We start from the raw sequence: 17523 nt of genomic DNA on the forward strand, positions 1-17523 counted from the left end.
ATGCTCGATCTCGTGCCGCTGTGGGCCGCCATTCTCGCGCTGGCCGTGTTCATGTACGTGCTGCTCGACGGCTTCGATCTCGGTGTCGGCATGATGTTCTTGCTGCGTCGCGACCCGGAGTCGCGCAACACCATGATCAACTCCGTCGCGCCGGTCTGGGACTTCAACGAGACCTGGCTGATCCTCGGCGGCGGCGGGCTCTTCGCGGTGTTTCCGCTGGCGTTCGCGATCATCGTGCCGGCCGTGTATTTCCCGATTCTCTTCATGCTGCTCGGGCTGATTTTTCGCGGCGTCGCGTTCGAGTTCCGCGAGGTGATCGGTGCGCGCAAGTGGCTGTGGGACGGCGCGTTCGGCTGCGGCTCGCTCGTCGCGACGTTTTCGCAGGGCATCGTGCTCGGCATGTTCATACAGGGCTTTCCGATCGAAGGCCGCGTGTACGTCGGCACGAGCTGGAACTGGGTTGCGCCGTTTCCGCTGCTCGTCGGCGTGGGGCTGATTTTCGGCTATGCGCTGCAGGGCACGACCTGGCTCGTGCTCAAGACCGAAGGCGAATTGCAGCAATGGAGCCGCGGCATGGCGCGCTACGCGCTCTTCGGCGTGATCGTGTTCATTCTGCTGATCAGCCTGTGGACGCCGCTCAAGGATGCGCGCATCGCGGCCCGCTGGTTCGGCTTTCCTCAGAGCTTCGTGTTCGCGCCGGTGCCTGTGTTGACCGTGCTGCTCGCGTGGACGTTGTGGTCCAGCCTCGCGAAGGGCCGCGAAGTGCTGCCGTTTGTGTGCTCGATCGGCCTCTTCTTTCTCGCGTTCACGGGACTCGTGATCAGCTTGTGGCCGTTCATCGCGCCGCCTTCCGTCACGCTCTGGGATGCGTCGGCCGCGCCGTTATCGCATCAGTTTCTGCTGATCGGGACGATGTTTCTGCTGCCCGTGCTCATGATCTATGTGATCTGGTCGTACTGGGTGTTTCGCGGGAAGGTGCGGGGGGATATTGGGTATCACGCTTGAGAGGTTTTAGGCTTTCATCGCCGAAACCATCCGCCGAAGAAGCATCTCTCAACGAGACCGCCCATCACGCTCTAAGGCGTATCAGAGCTTCTGCTGCGTCGCCAGCGACAGAATCCGCGCCCACTTCCGCGCTTCCCCGCGATCGCGCATCGGCAGAATCCACGCGCCGTGCTTCGCATCCTGCACGTCGAGCACGACCTGCCACACGCCGCTCCGGCCGCCCGGCTCCTGCACGCGTGCGCCGCGCAGGTCCGCGAAGATATAGCTGCCGCGCTCGCCGCCGATGCGCACATCGCACAGACGCTTGCCCGCCGCCACCCGCACGCCGCCCCAGTCGCTCTTGAGCTCGTGCGTCCAGTCGCCGCTCTCGCCCTTCCGCAGATTCGGCGCGATCTCGCGGCGGCTCGCGAGCCAGCGCATCACACCCGCAACGATCGCGAGCAATACGACGATCGCCACAGCGACCGCCACGCCCAGCCCGAAGTGCACATGAAGCGCGTTGAACGACCACACGGCGCCGTAGATCAGCAACGCCAGAATGACAAATGCGATAACGATGGGCATGGCCGGCTCACCAGATCGAAGAGACGCGCATCACTGCGTCTTGTGCTTCGCGTTCCAGTCACGCAGCGCCTGCAGCGTGTTCGCGACATGCTGGTCCGGCGACAGGCTCGTGTACTCGTAAATGACCTTGCCGTCGGGCGCGATCACGTAAGACACGCGATTGGCCATCGTGCTTTTCATCGGCATGGAGGCGTCGTAGGAACGGATGATCTTCGAGTCCGCGTCCGCCGCGACCGGGAACTTGCTGCGGCATTCGCTCACGGAGAACTTCTTCAACGTATCGATGTTGTCATGCGACACGCCGATGACCGTCGCGCCCTCGGCCTTGTACTGATCGACCGCTTCGGCGAATTCGTGCGCCTCGATCGTGCAGCCCTTGGTGAACGCCGCCGGGTAGAAGTACAGCACGACGGGCCCCTTCTTGAGCGCGTCGGCGAGCGAATAGTCGTAGACGTTGCCGCCGAGCGATGCCTGCGCGGTGAAGTCGGGCGCGGCATCGCCGGGCTTGAGCGTCGCGCCTGCCGTGAGCGAATGCAGCGCCGCCGCGATCGCCAGGGCGCCGCCCACCGTAAAGCTGAGAATCCTGCTCTTCATGCGCGCTCCTTTAGATGATCTCGTTCTACGCGTCGTCCGCGCCCTCGTCCATGCGGTGTCCGGCGAACCACGCCGCCGCGTCGAACTGCAATTTCGCGAGCACGGCGGGCGTGAGCACGTCGAGCGACGGCTGCGCGCGCCGGCTCGCGTCGATTGCGGACCCGTCGCCCCGCTCCGCCGCCCGCGCGATGCCAAGCAGCGCGCCGAGCGGTCCGTCGCCCGACAGAATGGCGTTGCGGATTTCCGCCGCCAGATGGAGCTTATCGAGAATTTCCGCCGGCTGCATATCGAGCACGACATGCACGAGCGAGAAGATGCCGGTCATGAATGCGGCATCGGATAAGGCTTCGTCGGCGGGACGCAGCATGCCGGCCGCGAGCTCCAGGAAGCGCGCCCGCGTACCGACGAGTTGCAGCAGCGGATCCGAGCGCCACGGCAGGCCGCTGCCGTCGGCGTAGAGCAGCAACTGCGTCCAGCGCATGAGCTGACGCGTGCCGGTCGCCGCGATCGCCTCGCGCAGCGACGACACGCGCCGCCCGCGCGTCTGCGCGCTCGAATTGGCGAGGCGCATCAATTGCACGACGATGTCCGGATTGCGCTTCAGCTCCGCCTCCAGCTCGCGCATGCCCGGCTCGCCGGCGAGCACGGCCATCAGGCTCAGAAGCGGGCCGCGCGCGGGACTGGCGCGCCGTGCCGACAGCACCTGCGGCCGCGCAAAAAAATAGCCCTGAAAGAAGTCGAAGCCGAGCTCTCTCGCTTGCGTGAAATCGTCGGGCGTCTCGACCTTCTCCGCCACCAGCAGCTTGCCGCGCCGTTTCACCGCCGCCGCGAGTTCCGGCAGATGGTCATGATCCGACGCCAGAAAATCGACCTTGACGATATCCACCGAGGGCAACGCGGCGAGCAGCGCATCGTCGAGCCGCACGACATCGTCGAGTGCGAAGCGAAAGCCCGCGTTGCGCAGTTGCGCGCAGCGCTTGAAGAGCGTCTCGTCGAACGCGATGTTTTCAAGCAGCTCCAGCACGAAGCGCTCGGGATGCATGATGTGGACGATGTCGTCGAACAGCAGTTCGCGGCTCATGTTCACGTAGCCCGGATGCGGCCCGAGCACCGCGGGCACGCCGATCTCGCCGATCGTGCGCGCGACGACATGCGCGGTCGCCTGCAGGTCGTCGTGGACGCGCGCGCGATTGTCGGGGCTATCGCGAAAGAGCAGTTCGTAGGCGACGAGGACGCCGTCGGCATCGAGGATCGGCTGGCGCCCGACATAGACGCTCTGAGCGCGCCTCGCCGACGCCGCGCGCTTTACGAACGAGTCGGGCATGACAGCGACCGCTCGGAGAAGCTTTGCATGAAGGCCGGCTCGGCGATCCTCGCGATGGCGCAGGCCGGCGGCATATTGGATTCGATCATGGGGCGAACGAGTCGAACGGAATTCGGGTGGACAACAGCGCGACGAAGGGCCGGCGGGGGAACCGTTCCCACTGGAAACGCGCCACTGTAACCGAATTTGCCTGACGAGATAATATGAAACCTTATATCGACAATTCCTGGACAAACTTGATGCCCAACTGGAATTGTTGCACTTGCGTGTCCGGTTAAAGAAATCCCCCGCAACGCCGATAACTCGCCTGATAGAGCGTGCCGCGCGCCTTGCGGCACGTCCCTTCCGGAACCCGCGAGACGCGGCGTTTCGCGCGCCGCCGTTCGCCCGACACGGGCGAGCGCAGCCGCCAGAACCCTACGAGACCATGCAAGCGAACCGGATCAACGTCTCCCGCCGCGCGCCCTGGCGCACCGCGCTCGATGCGCTCGCACGCGCATGGGCAAGCGCCACGCGCGAGCGCCCCGACAACGCGCCCGACCCGCATCCCGAGGCAAGCCCGCCCGAGCCGTCCGGCGACGCCGCGACGAGCGCGACGGCTGCCGTCATCGCCGCGCCCGCGCTCGCCGGCGCGACCGAAGCCGCGCTCGGCGCGGTCGATTTCCTCGCGCAGCTCGACGACGCGCTGCGCTTTCAGTATGTGTCGGATGCGAGCATCGAGTTCATCGGCTATCACCGCGACTATTTGAGCATGCTGACGCTGCACGATCTCGTCGCATCCGAAGAGGCCGACGAGCTGCACGCGCTCGTCGCCCGGGCGCGCGCGAGCGGCAAGCTCGAATCGGCAACGCTGACGGTCGTGAAGTCGCTCACCTATCCGATCTGCGTCGAGCTGCGGCTCGTATCGACGGCCGCGCGCGGCACGCCCGGCTTCGCGCTCGCCGCGTTCGACGTGACGCACTGGCGGGAACGCGAGGCGTCACTCACGCACACGCTCAATCACGATGCGCTCACGGGCCTCGACAACCTCGTCGCGCTCAAGACGGCGATCGGCGCGGCGCAGGACGAAGCCGAACTCATGCGCACGCACGCCGGGCTCGTGCTGCTCGACATCGACGATTATCAGCGCATCAACCGCGCGCTCGGCTATGACGCCGGCGACGAACTCCTGCGCGAAACCGCGCGCCGCATCCAGCACACGGCCGGGCACGGCGAGCGCGTCGCACGCGTGGCCGGCGACGAATTCGCCGTGCTCCTGCCCGCCGGCACCACGGCGGAACTCGCCGAGAGTCTCGGGCGGCGTCTGCTCACCGCGATCGCGCAGCCGTACCGGCATCGCGGACAGCACACGCATTTGTCGGCGAGCGTGGGCGTCGCGCTGTATCCGGATCAGAGCGGCAAGAACGCGCGGAGCGGCGCGCAGACGAGTCTTCTGCGCATGGCCGATCACGCGCTCGCGCAGGCGAAGGAATCGGGCGGCAACACGCTCGTCTTCCATACGATCGACGACAACCTCGCCGACGCCGAACGCCTTAAGCTCGAAGCGGACCTGTACGAAGCCGTGCGCAACGGCGAGTTCTCGCTTTACTTCCAGCCGATCACGAAGATTCTCACGGGCGCGGTGGTCGGCGTGGAAGCGCTGATGCGCTGGAATCATCCGGTGCACGGGCTCGTGCCGCCGTCGACGTTCATCCCGCTCGCGGAATCGATCGGCCTCATCAACTATCTGGGCAACTGGGTGCTGAAGGCCGCGTGCATGCAGATCACGCAGTGGGATGCGATCGGCATCCGGCTCGATTACGTGTCGGTGAACGTGTCGCCGCAGCAGTTCCGCGACAAGCGCTTCACCGCGGCCGTGAAGGAAGCGCTCGCGCTCACCGGCATCGACGCGCGCCGGCTGGTCTTCGAGATCACCGAGAGCTTGCTGATGCACGACCCGGAAGAAGCGACGCGCCTTCTGGAAGCGCTGACGTCGATCGGCATCCGCTTCGCCGTCGACGATTTCGGCACCGGTTATTCGAGCCTCGCCTATTTGCAACGTTTTCCTCTTTCGAAGCTCAAGATCGACCGCAGCTTTGTCGAGAACCTGATTACGTCCCGCAACAACCGCGCGATCGTGAGCGCCGTTGTCGGGCTCGCGCAATCGCTCGGGCTGGAACTGGTTGCGGAAGGCGTCGAAACGGAGGCGCAGCGCGATTTGCTGGCGGACCTCGGCTGCGATCATATTCAGGGCTGGCTCATCAGCCATGCGTTGCCGTCGGACGAGCTGGCGCGCTCGTTCAAGTCGAATTCGCTCGTGTTGCATGAGCCGTGATGAACGGGCGATAGTTCGTGTTCTAATCGAACGACGCGCCGTAACTCCCTAATAACGTGTACATTTCGTTGTCAGGGCGGATTGAATTTTGCTGGGCCGCCTCGGGTTAGCCGTCGCGTAACGAACAGGCTTCTTACTTTTAGCAATGGCACGCACCAAGGCCGAACTACTGGACAAGCTGTGGGCGCGCATGAGCGAGCGCGGGGACTTCCCCATGCTGTCTCAGGCGCTGCGCACCACCGTGTCCGCGATGAGCGACAACGACCTCGACTTCACGTCGCTCGTGCATGTCGTGCTGTCGGACGTCGGCCTCACGCAGAAGGTGCTGCGCCTCGCCAATTCGGCGATGTACATCGCGTTCGGCGGCAACATCACCACCGTCACGCGCGCGCTGATGGTCCTCGGCATGGACGCGGTCGGCCATCTCGTCGTGGGACTGAAGCTCGTCGATCACTTTCATCAGAGCGCGCCGCGCCGCATCGACGCGAAGCTCGAACTGAACCGCACCTTGCTCTCGGGCGCGGTCGCGCGGCAGCTCACCGAGCACAAGGATCTGCGCTCCGCCGAGGAAGCGGTCGTCTGCACGCTGATGCGGCAGATCGGCAAGCTGCTCGTCGCGTTCTATCTCGAGCACGAGTGGGATCAATTGCGGCGCAAGGCGGCGTCGGAGAACATTCCGGACAGCGACGCGTGCGCGGCGCTGCTCGGCGTCACCTTCGACGAAATCGGCCTCGAAGCGGCGGATCGCTGGCGGCTGCCCGAGACGATCCGCGAAGGCATGCGCGCGACCGATCCGAACGCGCCCGTCGATGAAACCGTGCCGAAGCACGTGCGCTGGCTGCGCGCCATCTCCAACTATTCGACCGAAGTCGCCGACGCGCTCACCACGCAGAACGTGGCCGTGGACGGCCGCGAATCGGTGCTCTTCGATATCGCCAGCCGTTACAGCGGCCCGCTCAAGACCGACGCCGACACGCTCACCACGATGAGCCTCGCGCTCGCGAACGAGGAAGCGAGCGACGGCGTGATCCGCGAGATCTCCGAGTTGCAGGCGAACGCCGACGCCATGGCGCGCGCGAAGGTATCGGCGGAAGCGCGCATCGGCGCGAGCGTCGAGGACTTGCGCGCGTTGCCGTCGAAAAATGCGCTCGCGCCCGCGCTTGCGATGGCCTCGGAGTCGATTCTGGGGAGCCTGCACCTGTCGCGCACCGTGGTATTCGTGCGCCAGGCCAACAACGAGTTCCAGGCGCGTCTCGCGCTCGGCGGCGGCGTCGAGCCGATGCTCTCGCAACTGCGCTTCTCGGCGGATTTCCGGCCCGACGTGTTCCATCTCGCGATCACGAATCCGGTCGGCATCTTCATCGAGAACGCGCACGACGCGCGTATCGACGCGCGCCTGCCGCGCTGGTACAAGGAGACGCTCGGCGAGGCGCAGGCTTTCGTGCTGCTGCCGGTGAAATCGAACGATTCGACCGTCGCGCTCATCTACGGCGACTGGACGTCCCCGCAGCACGTGCGCAAAATCTCGGCGCCCGAGATGAGCGCGCTGAACGAGCTCACGAAGGAGCTGAGCCGTTTTTTTCTTAGCGCGAACTGGAAGGAAGTCGAGCTGATCTGATCGGCTTCCTTCTTGCGCGCATCGCCTCATTCCCTCTTCAGGATCGCCACGGCCTGCTCGCCGTATCGCACGATATAGCCACCGTGCGCGCGCTGCCATTCGAGCGCGCGGGCCTCGTTCGCGAACCAGTTCTTTTCATAGTCGTTGAACGCGCCAGCGTCGAGCCTATAGCGGTCGATCGCCGCGCCCGTTTGTTCGTCGATATCCAGCTTGCAAGCGTCCCAGCTCGCGTAGCCGAGTTCGGCGGCGAGCATCGCAAGGAGATGCTTCAGTTGCAGATCGTGACGGATCGCGTGCAGGCCGGCGAGACGTTGCGCGCGCGTGACGTTTGCCGCAAGCAGCCGGCGCAAGACGGGCATGGATGCGCTCGTGTCGCCGTCGCGCGCGTGGCGAAGCAGACGCCGCGCGTGTTCGCGCAGAAAGTCGCTGTTGGAAACGGAAGAAGAAACCGGACAGGATGTGGACCACATGACGTTGTTCCTTTGTTGCGCCGTTCTCGCTGCGGCTATAAAGGTTCGACGTTGCGGTTCGATCCAGGTTTGATTCGAAGCGTGGCAGGTGCGTAAGACTTTCGCGAGACCGGGCGCCCTGCCGCGCCCGTCCGCGATTCTATATCGACGTCTTGCGTCAGGCCAACTGGAATTTGCCGACGAGCGACTTCAGCGCCCGCGCCTGATCGTCGAGCGATTGCGCCGCCGCTGCCGCCTCTTCGACGAGCGCGGCGTTCTGCTGCGTGTTGGCGTCCATCTTCGTGACGGCATCGCCGATCGACTCGATGCCCGTCTTTTGCTCCGCCGATGCCGCCGAAATCTCGCCCATGATGTCGGTGACGCGGCGCACGGCCTTCACGACTTCCTCCATCGTCGCACCGGCTTCCTGTGCGTAGGCCGAGCCGTCCGACACGCGCGACACCGACGTATCGATCAGGCCTTTGATCTCCTTCGCCGCCGAAGACGAGCGCTGCGCGAGACTGCGCACCTCGCCCGCGACGACCGCGAAGCCGCGCCCCTGCTCGCCCGCGCGCGCGGCCTCGACCGCCGCGTTCAGCGCAAGGATGTTGGTCTGAAACGCGATGCCTTCGATCACGCCGATGATGTCGCCGATGCTCTTCGCGCTGGCGTCGATGCGCTGCATCGTCTCGACGACGCGACCGACGACCGCGCCTCCCTTCTCCGCGATCGCCGATGCGTTCGCGGCGAGCGTGCTCGCCTGTTTCGCGTTGTCGGCGTTCTGACGCACCGTCGACGTGAGCTGCTCCATGCTGGCCGCGGTCTTCTCCAGCGCGACCGCCTGCTCTTCGGTACGGCGCGACAGGTCGACGTTGCCCGTGGAAATCTCGCTCGACGCCGATGCGATCGCCTCTGCGCTCGCGGCGATATCGCCGACCGTCGACGAAAGGCCCGCCTGCATTTCGGAGAGCGCGTGCAGCATCGAGGCATCGTCGCGGCGCTTCAACCTGACCGGATACGCGAGATCGCCCGACGCGATGCGCCGCGCGATGTCCTTCGCATAAGCAGGCTCGCCGCCGAGTTGTCCGGCGAGGCGCCGCACGACCCATTCGGAGACGACGATCGCGAGCACGAACAGCCCGAGCGTGAGCACCGACACCATCACGAACGACGAATGGAAGATGAACGCGGCGGAATCGATCGTCGCCTTGGCCGCGGCGCCGCGGCGCGCCACGAGATCGTCGACCATCTTTTCGAGCTTGCCCGTTTCGACGAGCAGCGACACGTCCTGCGTGCCGACTTGCCAGTTCATCTGCGAGAGATCGAGCGGCTGCTCTTTCACGAGCTTCACGAAGGTGCGCAGGTTGTCGCTCCACTTCGCGAGCGCGGTCGAGAAGCTCTTTTGCTGCGCGAGCGCGTCCTTGTCGGTGTGATCGACATATTGCGCGAGTTGCGCCTGCTCACGGCCGATATCCGCGAGCGATTGCTCGATCTGCGCGCCGAGATCGTCGCGCTCTTTCGCGGTGGACGCGGTGAGCAGCATCTTCTGCGAGCGGCTCGCGCGCAGCAGATAGCCGCGCGTTTCCTCGGCCGCGCGGCTCGCGACATAGCCCTGCGTATAGATGGATTCGGTCGCGCCGTTCAGACGGCTTATCTGCGTGAGCGAAATTGCGCCGATAGCGAGCGTGCCCGCGAGCACGAGCCCGAACGCGAGCCTGAGCGATGCCTTGACGGACAGCGCGCGCTTCGTCGGCGTGCCCGCGCGTGTCGGTGCTTCGGTCGCCGCGGCGTCGGCGTGCGCCACGAAGCCCGCGTCTTTTGCGGCGCGTAGCGAAAACAGTTTCATCGATCGATTCCCCGATTTGATCTGCGGACTTGGGCCATCGTGCGGCGAGTCCTGGTCTGGTCCCCTGCCGGGAGTACGGCAAGTTTGCCGGCTTTCTTGAGCCTTTTTATCGGAAAGCGAACACGCGTTCGCCACCGCGCTTTTTTATAACCGGCCAAAAATCCTTGCGTAAGACGAAACGCCGGTAACGCCAGCGTTTATCCTGTCCGATTCGCGACAAAGCTTGGCAGGACAATGCAACGAGGACAGCCTACACTTGTCAGAAATTCAGCTTGCGCATAAATGCCGCACTGAAACAGATCAAAAAATTCCCGGACGTTTTCCGCCTTCATCAGCTATTCATCATGCAAACGAGCATCGACAAGGGCGCTTTGTCGCCTTCCGGCGCATCGGCCGGCGCAACCGCCGCGGCTTCCGCGAGCACGGGCACGCAACGCACCGTCTATTCCGTTCTGGGCGCGATCAGCTTCTCGCACCTTTTGAACGACATGATCCAGTCGCTGATCCTCGCGATCTATCCGATGTTCAAGAGCGAGTTCGCGCTCTCGTTCGGGCAGATCGGCCTCATCACGCTGGTGTATCAGGTCACGGCTTCGCTGCTGCAACCGCTCGTCGGGTTGTATACGGACAAGCATCCGAAGCCTTACTCGCTGCCCGTCGGCATGGGCTTCACGCTGTCGGGTCTGCTGCTGATGTCGGTCGCGGGCAATTTCGGCACGCTGCTGATCGCGGCGGCGCTCGTCGGCTGCGGATCGTCGGTGTTTCATCCGGAGTCGTCGCGGGTCGCGCGCATGGCGTCAGGCGGCCGACACGGGCTCGCGCAGTCGCTGTTTCAGGTCGGCGGTAACGCGGGCTCGTCGCTCGGGCCGCTGCTCGCCGCGCTGATCGTCATTCCGCACGGGCAGAAGAGCATCGCGTGGTTCTCGGCGGCGGCGCTCGTCGCGATGTTCGTGCTGGCGAATATCGGCCGCTGGTACAAGCGTCATCCGGCGACGAAGAAAGGCCGCGCGCAAGTTGCGCACGCGACGCTGCCGCGCAACAAGGTCGTCATGGCGATGAGCGTGCTCGTGCTGCTCGTGTTCTCCAAGTATTTCTATCTCGCGAGCATCACGAGTTACTTCACGTTCTATCTGATCAGCAAGTTCGGCTTGTCGGTGCAGGCCGCGCAGATTCACCTGTTCGTGTTCTTGGCGGCGGTGGCGGCGGGCACGATCATCGGCGGGCCGGTCGGCGACAAGGTCGGGCGCAAGGCGGTGATCTGGGTGTCGATTCTCGGCGTCGCGCCGTTCACGCTCCTGATGCCTTATGCGAATCTGTTCTGGACGGGCGTGTTGTCGGTGATCATCGGGCTCGTGCTGGCTTCGGCGTTCTCGGCGATTCTGGTCTATGCGCAGGAGTTGATTCCGGGCAAGGTCGGCATGGTCGCGGGCCTGTTCTTCGGATTCGCCTTCGGGATGGGCGGCGTCGGCGCGGCGGTGCTCGGCCATCTCGCCGATGCCACCAGCATCGATTACGTGTACAAGGTTTGCGCGTTCCTGCCCTTGCTCGGCGTGCTGACGGTGTTGCTGCCGAAGACACATGAGGCGCATGCGAAGGGCTGATCGCACTACGTGGTGATGTATCGCGGCGGGCGCGCCGGTTCCTCAGCGAACCGCGCGCCCGTCGCGTTTCAGGCGCTTAGTTTCCCAACGCTTCTCTCACTTGCATCAACGCGCCCGGATCTTCGATCGTCGGCAACTCGCCCGGATCGCGCCCTTCCGCCAGCGCTGCGATCGCTCTTCGCAGCAACTTGCCCGAGCGCGTCTTGGGCAGCATCGTCACGAAGTGCACTCGGGCGGGGCGCGCGATCGCCCCGAGCTGCGAATCGACCGCGTGACACAACTCCGCCTCCATGCCTTCGCGCGCGCCGGGCGCATTGATGCGATCCGCGTCGCGCAGCACGACGAACGCCGCCGCGGCCTGCCCCTTCACCGAATCCGCGATACCGACGACCGCCACTTCGGCCACCGCCGGATGCGCCGACAACGCCTCCTCGATCTCGCGCGTCCCCAGCCGATGTCCCGCGACGTTGATCACGTCGTCGGTGCGCCCGAGAATCGACACGTAACCGTCTTCATCCTGCACGCCCCAGTCGAAGGTCGAGTAGACCATCTGATCCGGCACGCTCTGCCAGTAGGTATCGACGAAACGCTTGTCGTCGCGCCACACGGTCTGCATGCAGCCCGGCGGCAAGGGATACGACAGCGTGACGACGCCCTTCTCGCCCGGCGCGCAGACATCGCCGGTCGCTTCGTTGCGCAGCTTGAGGTCGAAGCCCATCGACGGCACGCCCGGCGAGCCGAGCTTGGTCGGCAGTTCCTCGATGCCGCGCGGAATTGCGATCATCGGCCAGCCGGTTTCCGTCTGCCAGTAATTGTCGATGACGGGTTTTTTCAACGCGCTCTGGATCCACTGCGCGGTCGGCTCGTCGAGCGGCTCGCCCGCGAGAAACAACGCGCGCAAACTCGACAGATCGTGCTTCTCCATCAACGCCGGATCCTGCTTCTTGAGCACGCGGATCGCGGTCGGCGCGGTGAACATCAGGTTGATCTTGTACTGCTCGACGAGCCGCCACCAGATGCCGCCATCGGGACGGATCGGCGTGCCTTCGTACATCACCGTCGTCAATCCGGCGATCAGAGGCGCGTAGATGATGTAGCTGTGCCCGACGACCCAGCCGACATCCGATGCGGTGAACATCGTGTCGCCCGGCGCGCCCTGAAAGATGTGCTCCATCGATGCAGCGAGCGCCACCGCATAGCCGCCGACATCGCGCTGCACGCCCTTCGGCCTGCCCGTCGTGCCGGACGTGTAGAGCACGTACGAAGGCTCGTTCGATTCGAGCCATTCGCAGGGCACGTGGGCATCGAAAAATTGCTCGCGCAGCGGCTCGTACGAGACGAGATAGCTCGCCTGCAAACGTTCGGGCGCGAGTTGCCTGTCGATCAGCAGCACTTGCGGCACCTTGTATTCGGCGCGCGACAGCGCTTCGTCGACGAGCGGCGTGTAGTCGATCACCTTGCCCGCGCGCGCGCCGGCATCGGCGGTGACGATGAGCGCAGGCTCGGCGTCATCGATGCGCGCCGCGAGATTCGGCGCCGCGAAGCCGCCGAACACGACCGAATGAATCGCGCCGATCCGCGCGCACGCGAGCATCGCGAAGAGCGCTTCGGGGATCATCGGCAGATAGATGAGCACGCGGTCGCCCTTCTTCACATGCAGCGAACGCATGACGGCGGCCATGCGGTTCACTTCCGCGTGCAATTCGGCGTAGGTGTAGCGTCGCTCGATGCCCGTTTCCGTCGACACGTAGACGAGCGCGTCCTGTTGCGCGCGCGACGCCAGATGGCGATCCACCGCGTTGTGACACAGATTGGTCTTGCCGCCGACGAACCAGCGCGCGAACGGCGGCTTGCTGCGGTCGAGCACCTGATCGAACGGCGTCTGCCAATGAATGCGTCGGGCTTGCTCGGCCCAGAACGCTTCGGGCTCGTCGGTCGATCTTCGATACGCTTCCTGGTAAGTCGGCATGCGCGTCCTCTGCAAAGCGGCGTTGGCTGGCTTCAAATGCGGTGCATGGGACCGGAGAAAGCATCGAAGCGCCGACTCCGGTCGACACAGGATAGAGCAGCCACCGAACCCTTGCTAGACAGGGCGCGCCCTGATCGGTCCGATCGGTTCGATCATCGCTCAGATCGCCCGGCTGCGCGTGGCGGGAACGGGCGTGGCCTCGGGGGCCGAATGCTTGAGCAGCACCGGCGCGAGTTCACCCGCGACCCGGATGCTCGACACGACGACCGTGCGCACGCCGATGCCTTCGGTCAGCGCGCGCAAGGTTTCGCGCGTGGTGGCGCGCGCCGCGATACGCGGCTCGATCACGATCAGGCCACGGCAATAAGCGGCGAGCATTGCGCGATGCGTGCGCATCCATGCGGCGCGCAGCCGCGCGTCGTCGGCGGTTTCGTTTTCGTCGTGCTCGGCGACCAGCACGAAGGGCGTAGATAGCGCCACGAGGCGTCGCATCTGCGTGCTCCATGCGAACGCATAGCCCGGTTTCACGGCGCGAGGACGCAGGCGCACGAGCGGGAATCGGCTCGTGTCGAAAAGGCGCTCGTCGAGCGTGAGCGAGGGCGGCGTCATGGATGTCGAAGTGGAATCGGCGGCGTTCACAGCGGTTTCGGGCTCCAGTAGTTCAGCGCGGCGACGAGCGACGGCCAGCGCGAACGGCGCGGCACCACACGTTTCTTGGGTTGCGTGACGCGCGGTGGACGTTGCGTCGCCTCGTTTGGCGCGTGGGTCGCCGCGTCGTTCCATGCGCGGCGCGTCGTTTCGAGGACTTTGGCGGCGTTCGCCGAAATGGCGCAACGTTCGCCGCGTCCACCTTCCTTCATGCCGATGGCGGTGAAATCGTTGGTCATGTCGTCGGACCTCCTGTTTGCTCGATGACTGCCTCACGTCGTGCGGGTCATTGTATTGAGAATCATTCTCAACTACAAGCGGGAATTTTGAGGAAGGCGGGCGTATTCAGGCCGCGTCGCGCAGAAACCGCGACAAGATGCCCGACGAGTATGTCGCAGCGATCGACGTCAGAAATCCGGCGAAGGATGCGGGCGCGGCGGCATCCGCCGTATCGGAAATCGTGCGCACGACCGCGCACGGCACGTCATGCTCGTAGCAGACCTGCGCGATGGCCGCGCCTTCCATTTCGACCGCCAGCGCGTCCGGCAAGGCATCGCGCAACGCGAAGAGCGCGTCATGGCTCGCGATGAAGCGATCGCCGCTCACGACGAGCCCGCGATGCACGCGCGCCCCGGCGACGGCGAAGCGCCGTTCGAGCGCGCCGCCTTCTTCGTCGATGAACGCATCGGCGGCCGCGGCGAGCGCATTGGACAGCGCGCGATCGGCGTCGAATCGCGCGCGGTCGAGCAGCGGCACTTCGTAACGCGGAAAGAGCGGCGACGCATCGAGATCATGCTGCATCAACGCATCCGCGACGACGATATCGCCCACTTGAACATCCGCCCGAACGCCGCCCGCGACGCCGGTGAAGACGATGGCATCGGCCTCGAACACATGGATCAGCGCGCTCGCGGTCGCCGCCGCCGCCACCTTGCCGATGCGCGCGAGCGTGACCACGACGGACCGGCCATGCGCATCGCCGGCGTAGTACTCGCGCCGCCCGAGCGTGACCGTGCGAACCTCGCCCGCCGCCTGCATCTGCGCGATCAGATCGCCCAATTCCTGCGGCAGCGCCGCCATGATCCCGAGCCGCTTCACGTTCATTCGACGGCCTGAAGCTTCGCGACCGACAGCGCGAGCCACTTCTCGCCGTGGCGCTTGAAGCGCACTTGCGCGCGCGCGTCGCCGCCGGAGCCTTCGAGCGCCGTCACCGTGCCCTCGCCGAACTTCGTGTGGAACACGGCCTGGCCGACCTTGAAGCCGGACTCGGCCGCGCGCTGCTCGTTCGCGAACGCAGGCAGCGTGGCGCTCGTCTGACTGCCGCCGTAGGTGGACCCGCCGCGCTCCTGCCCGGGACGCGCGAACCAGTCGCGGCCCCAGCCGGCGTTGTCCGCGCGACCGCCCCAGCGCGCACCCGGTTCGACCTTCGGCGTGAGCCACTTGAGCGAGCCTTCGGGCAACTCATCGAAGAAGCGCGAGCGGATGTTGTAGCGCGTCTGGCCGTGCAGCATGCGGCTCTGCGCGAACGACAGATAGAGCCGCTCCTTCGCCCGCGTGATCGCCACGTACATGAGACGCCGCTCTTCCTCCAGCCCGTCAGATTCCTGCGCGCTGTTCTCGTGCGGGAACAAGCCCTCTTCCAGCCCGGTGATGAACACCGCCGTGAATTCGAGGCCCTTCGCCGCGTGCACGGTCATCAGTTGCACTGCGTCCTGGCCGGCCTGCGCCTGGTTGTCTCCCGCTTCGAGCGATGCGTGCGACAGGAAACCGGCGAGCGGCGTCATCGTGTCGGGATTCTGCGCGGGATCGGCGATGCCGGGCGCGTCGAGCACTTCGATCTCGCCGTCCTCGCTGACGATCTCCGGCACAGCCGTAGCGCCCGGACGCAGCGGAATCGAGCGCGCGGGCGTGTCGAGCCCGTAACCTTCCTCGCTGACGAATGCAGCCGCCGCGTTCACGAGTTCCTGCAAGTTCTCGAGACGATCCTGACCTTCGCGCTCGGTTTCGTAGAACGCGGCGAGGCCGCTCGCGCGCACGACGTATTCGACCGTTTCCGGCAGGCTCATCTGCTGCGTTTCGGCGCGCATCTTTGCGATGAGCGTCGCGAACGCGCCGAGGCTCGAGCCGGCCTTCCCGGCGACATAGGGCACGGCGGCGGCCATCGAACAGTTATAGAGACGCGCGGCGTCGGCGAGTTGCTCGATGGAACGCGCACCGATGCCGCGCGTCGGGAAATTGACGACGCGCGCGAACGCCGTGTCGTCGTTCGGGTTGTCGATCAGACGCAGATACGCGAGCGCATGCTTCACTTCCTGGCGCTCGAAAAAGCGCAGGCCGCCATACACGCGATACGGAATGCCCGCGTTCACGAGCGTGTGCTCGATGGTCCGCGACTGCGCGTTGCTGCGATAAAGCACCGCGACCTCGCCGCGCGACACGCCCGTATTGATGAGCGCCTTGATCTCCTCGACGATCCAGCCCGCTTCCTGCGAATCCGTTGCGGCTTCGTAGATGCGCACCGGCTCGCCGTGGCCCGCGTCGGTGCGCAGATTCTTGCCGAGCCGCCGCGCGTTGTTCGCGATCAGATAGTTCGCCGTGTCGAGAATATGGCCGTGCGAGCGGTAGTTCTGCTCCAGCTTGATGAGATTGCGCACGCGGAACTCGCGCTCGAAGTCGTGCATGTTGCCGACGTTCGCGCCGCGAAATGCGTAGATCGACTGGTCGTCGTCGCCGACCGCGAAGATCGCGTTGTGCTCGCCTGCGAGCTGTTTCAGCCACGCGTATTGCAGCTTGTTCGTGTCCTGGAATTCGTCGACGAGAATGTTGCGAAAGCGCGCCTGATAGTGCGCGCGCAGCGGCGGATTGTGCGCGAGCAGCTCATGACAGCGCAGCAGCAGCTCCGGAAAATCGACGACGCCCTCGCGCTGGCATTGCTGATCGTAGGCTTCGTAGAGCTCGACGAACTTGCGATTGAACGCGTCGGTGGCGTCCACGTCTTTCGGACGCAGGCCCTGCTCTTTCGCGTTGTTGATGAAGTACTGCAGGTTCTTCGCCGGATACTTTTCGTCGTCGACGTTCAGGCCCTTCATCAGACGCTTGATGGCCGAAAGCTGATCGGCGGTATCGAGGATCTGGAAGGTCTGCGGCAGGCCGGCGTCGCGGTAATGCGCGCGCAGCATGCGGTTGCACAGGCCGTGAAAGGTGCCGATCCACATGCCGCGCGTGTCGATCGGCAAAAGCGCGGAGAGGCGCGCCATCATTTCGCGCGCCGCCTTGTTCGTGAAGGTGACGGCCAGCACGGTCGGCGGCGACGCATAGCCCTGCTGGATCAGCCATGCGATGCGCGTGATGAGCACGCGCGTCTTGCCGCTGCCGGCGCCCGCGAGAATGAGCGCGGGCTCGTTCGGCAGCGTCACGGCGGCGAGTTGTTCGGGGTTGAGGTTCGCGAGCAGGTCGGGCATGGGGAAAGTGCAGCGGCAGAAGAGCGGGCCAGAAATAATTCTGGCGACGGGCCGGTCATTATAAGACCGCGCCGATGGAGCCGCCGGCCGCCGCAACGCCCCTGCCGACGGGCCGAATTCGTCCGACGGC

The 17523-nt window shown here is 65.2% G+C and carries 14 protein-coding genes; 4 read left to right on the forward strand and 10 right to left on the reverse strand.

Features of this window, described 5'->3' with window-relative positions:
• Window positions 1-1005, forward strand: coding sequence for a cytochrome d ubiquinol oxidase subunit II (cydB, locus tag NCS28_RS09055; protein WP_250513508.1), 1005 nt, complete (start codon window positions 1-3; stop codon window positions 1003-1005).
• 81 nt (window positions 1006-1086) lie between these two features.
• Here the strand turns inward: cydB and NCS28_RS09060 are convergent, their stop codons facing one another.
• Genes NCS28_RS09060 through NCS28_RS09070 form a run of 3 tightly spaced genes read right to left on the reverse strand, consistent with a single transcriptional unit; the run spans window position 1087 to window position 3487 of the window.
• Window positions 1087-1569, reverse strand: coding sequence for a fibroblast growth factor (locus NCS28_RS09060; protein WP_250513509.1), 483 nt, complete (start codon window positions 1567-1569; stop codon window positions 1087-1089).
• Window positions 1570-1599: 30 nt separating this feature from the next.
• Window positions 1600-2163, reverse strand: a complete 564-nt coding sequence (locus NCS28_RS09065; RefSeq protein WP_250513510.1) for a peroxiredoxin — start codon at window positions 2161-2163, stop codon at window positions 1600-1602.
• A 25-nt stretch (window positions 2164-2188) separates the two neighbouring features.
• Window positions 2189-3487 carry an EAL and HDOD domain-containing protein gene (locus tag NCS28_RS09070; protein ID WP_250513511.1) on the reverse strand — a complete coding sequence of 433 codons (1299 nt, stop codon included), beginning with the start codon at window positions 3485-3487 and terminating at the stop codon, window positions 2189-2191.
• Window positions 3488-3914: 427 nt separating this feature from the next.
• Here NCS28_RS09070 and NCS28_RS09075 point away from each other — a divergent pair, with 427 nt between their 5' ends.
• Both NCS28_RS09075 and NCS28_RS09080 read left to right on the forward strand, forming a co-directional pair.
• The gene (locus NCS28_RS09075) at window positions 3915-5801 is read left to right on the forward strand and encodes a putative bifunctional diguanylate cyclase/phosphodiesterase (RefSeq protein ID WP_250513512.1); all 1887 of its coding nucleotides are present in this window, start codon (window positions 3915-3917) and stop codon (window positions 5799-5801) included.
• A 145-nt stretch (window positions 5802-5946) separates the two neighbouring features.
• Window positions 5947-7419 (forward strand): HDOD domain-containing protein, encoded by a 1473-nt coding sequence (locus NCS28_RS09080; protein WP_250513513.1) that lies wholly within the window; start codon window positions 5947-5949, stop codon window positions 7417-7419.
• 26 nt (window positions 7420-7445) lie between these two features.
• On the opposite strand, the gene NCS28_RS09085 is transcribed toward NCS28_RS09080, so the two are convergent.
• Complete coding sequence (locus tag NCS28_RS09085; RefSeq protein ID WP_250513514.1) at window positions 7446-7889, reverse strand: hypothetical protein; 444 nt, start codon at window positions 7887-7889, stop codon at window positions 7446-7448.
• A gap of 157 nt (window positions 7890-8046) precedes the next feature.
• Entirely contained in the window at window positions 8047-9714 is a 1668-nt protein-coding gene (locus NCS28_RS09090; RefSeq protein ID WP_250513515.1) for a methyl-accepting chemotaxis protein, read from the reverse strand.
• 344 nt (window positions 9715-10058) lie between these two features.
• On the opposite strand from NCS28_RS09090, the gene NCS28_RS09095 reads away from it, so the two are divergent.
• Window positions 10059-11315: an MFS transporter gene (locus tag NCS28_RS09095; protein ID WP_250513516.1), complete on the forward strand. Its 1257-nt coding sequence runs from the start codon at window positions 10059-10061 to the stop codon at window positions 11313-11315.
• Between the two features lie 76 nt (window positions 11316-11391).
• On the opposite strand, the gene NCS28_RS09100 is transcribed toward NCS28_RS09095, so the two are convergent.
• The 5 genes from NCS28_RS09100 to NCS28_RS09120 all read right to left on the reverse strand — a co-directional run bounded on the left by NCS28_RS09100 (window position 11392) and on the right by NCS28_RS09120 (window position 17393).
• Window positions 11392-13299 (reverse strand): propionate--CoA ligase, encoded by a 1908-nt coding sequence (locus NCS28_RS09100; RefSeq protein WP_284504814.1) that lies wholly within the window; start codon window positions 13297-13299, stop codon window positions 11392-11394.
• A gap of 144 nt (window positions 13300-13443) precedes the next feature.
• Window positions 13444-13893: a hypothetical protein gene (locus NCS28_RS09105; RefSeq protein ID WP_250513518.1), complete on the reverse strand. Its 450-nt coding sequence runs from the start codon at window positions 13891-13893 to the stop codon at window positions 13444-13446.
• A 26-nt stretch (window positions 13894-13919) separates the two neighbouring features.
• The gene (locus NCS28_RS09110) at window positions 13920-14171 is read right to left on the reverse strand and encodes a hypothetical protein (protein WP_250513519.1); all 252 of its coding nucleotides are present in this window, start codon (window positions 14169-14171) and stop codon (window positions 13920-13922) included.
• A gap of 106 nt (window positions 14172-14277) precedes the next feature.
• Entirely contained in the window at window positions 14278-15036 is a 759-nt protein-coding gene (locus NCS28_RS09115) for a 5'-methylthioadenosine/adenosylhomocysteine nucleosidase (protein WP_250513520.1), read from the reverse strand.
• Window positions 15033-17393, reverse strand: coding sequence for a UvrD-helicase domain-containing protein (locus NCS28_RS09120; protein ID WP_250513521.1), 2361 nt, complete (start codon window positions 17391-17393; stop codon window positions 15033-15035). Before NCS28_RS09120 ends, NCS28_RS09115 begins: the two co-directional genes overlap by 4 nt.
• Between the last annotated feature and the right edge of the window lie 130 nt (window positions 17394-17523).

Origin of the sequence: Caballeronia sp. INDeC2 (assembly GCF_023631325.1) — a bacterium.
In the GTDB taxonomy this organism is placed as follows: Bacteria; Pseudomonadota; Gammaproteobacteria; order Burkholderiales; family Burkholderiaceae; genus Caballeronia.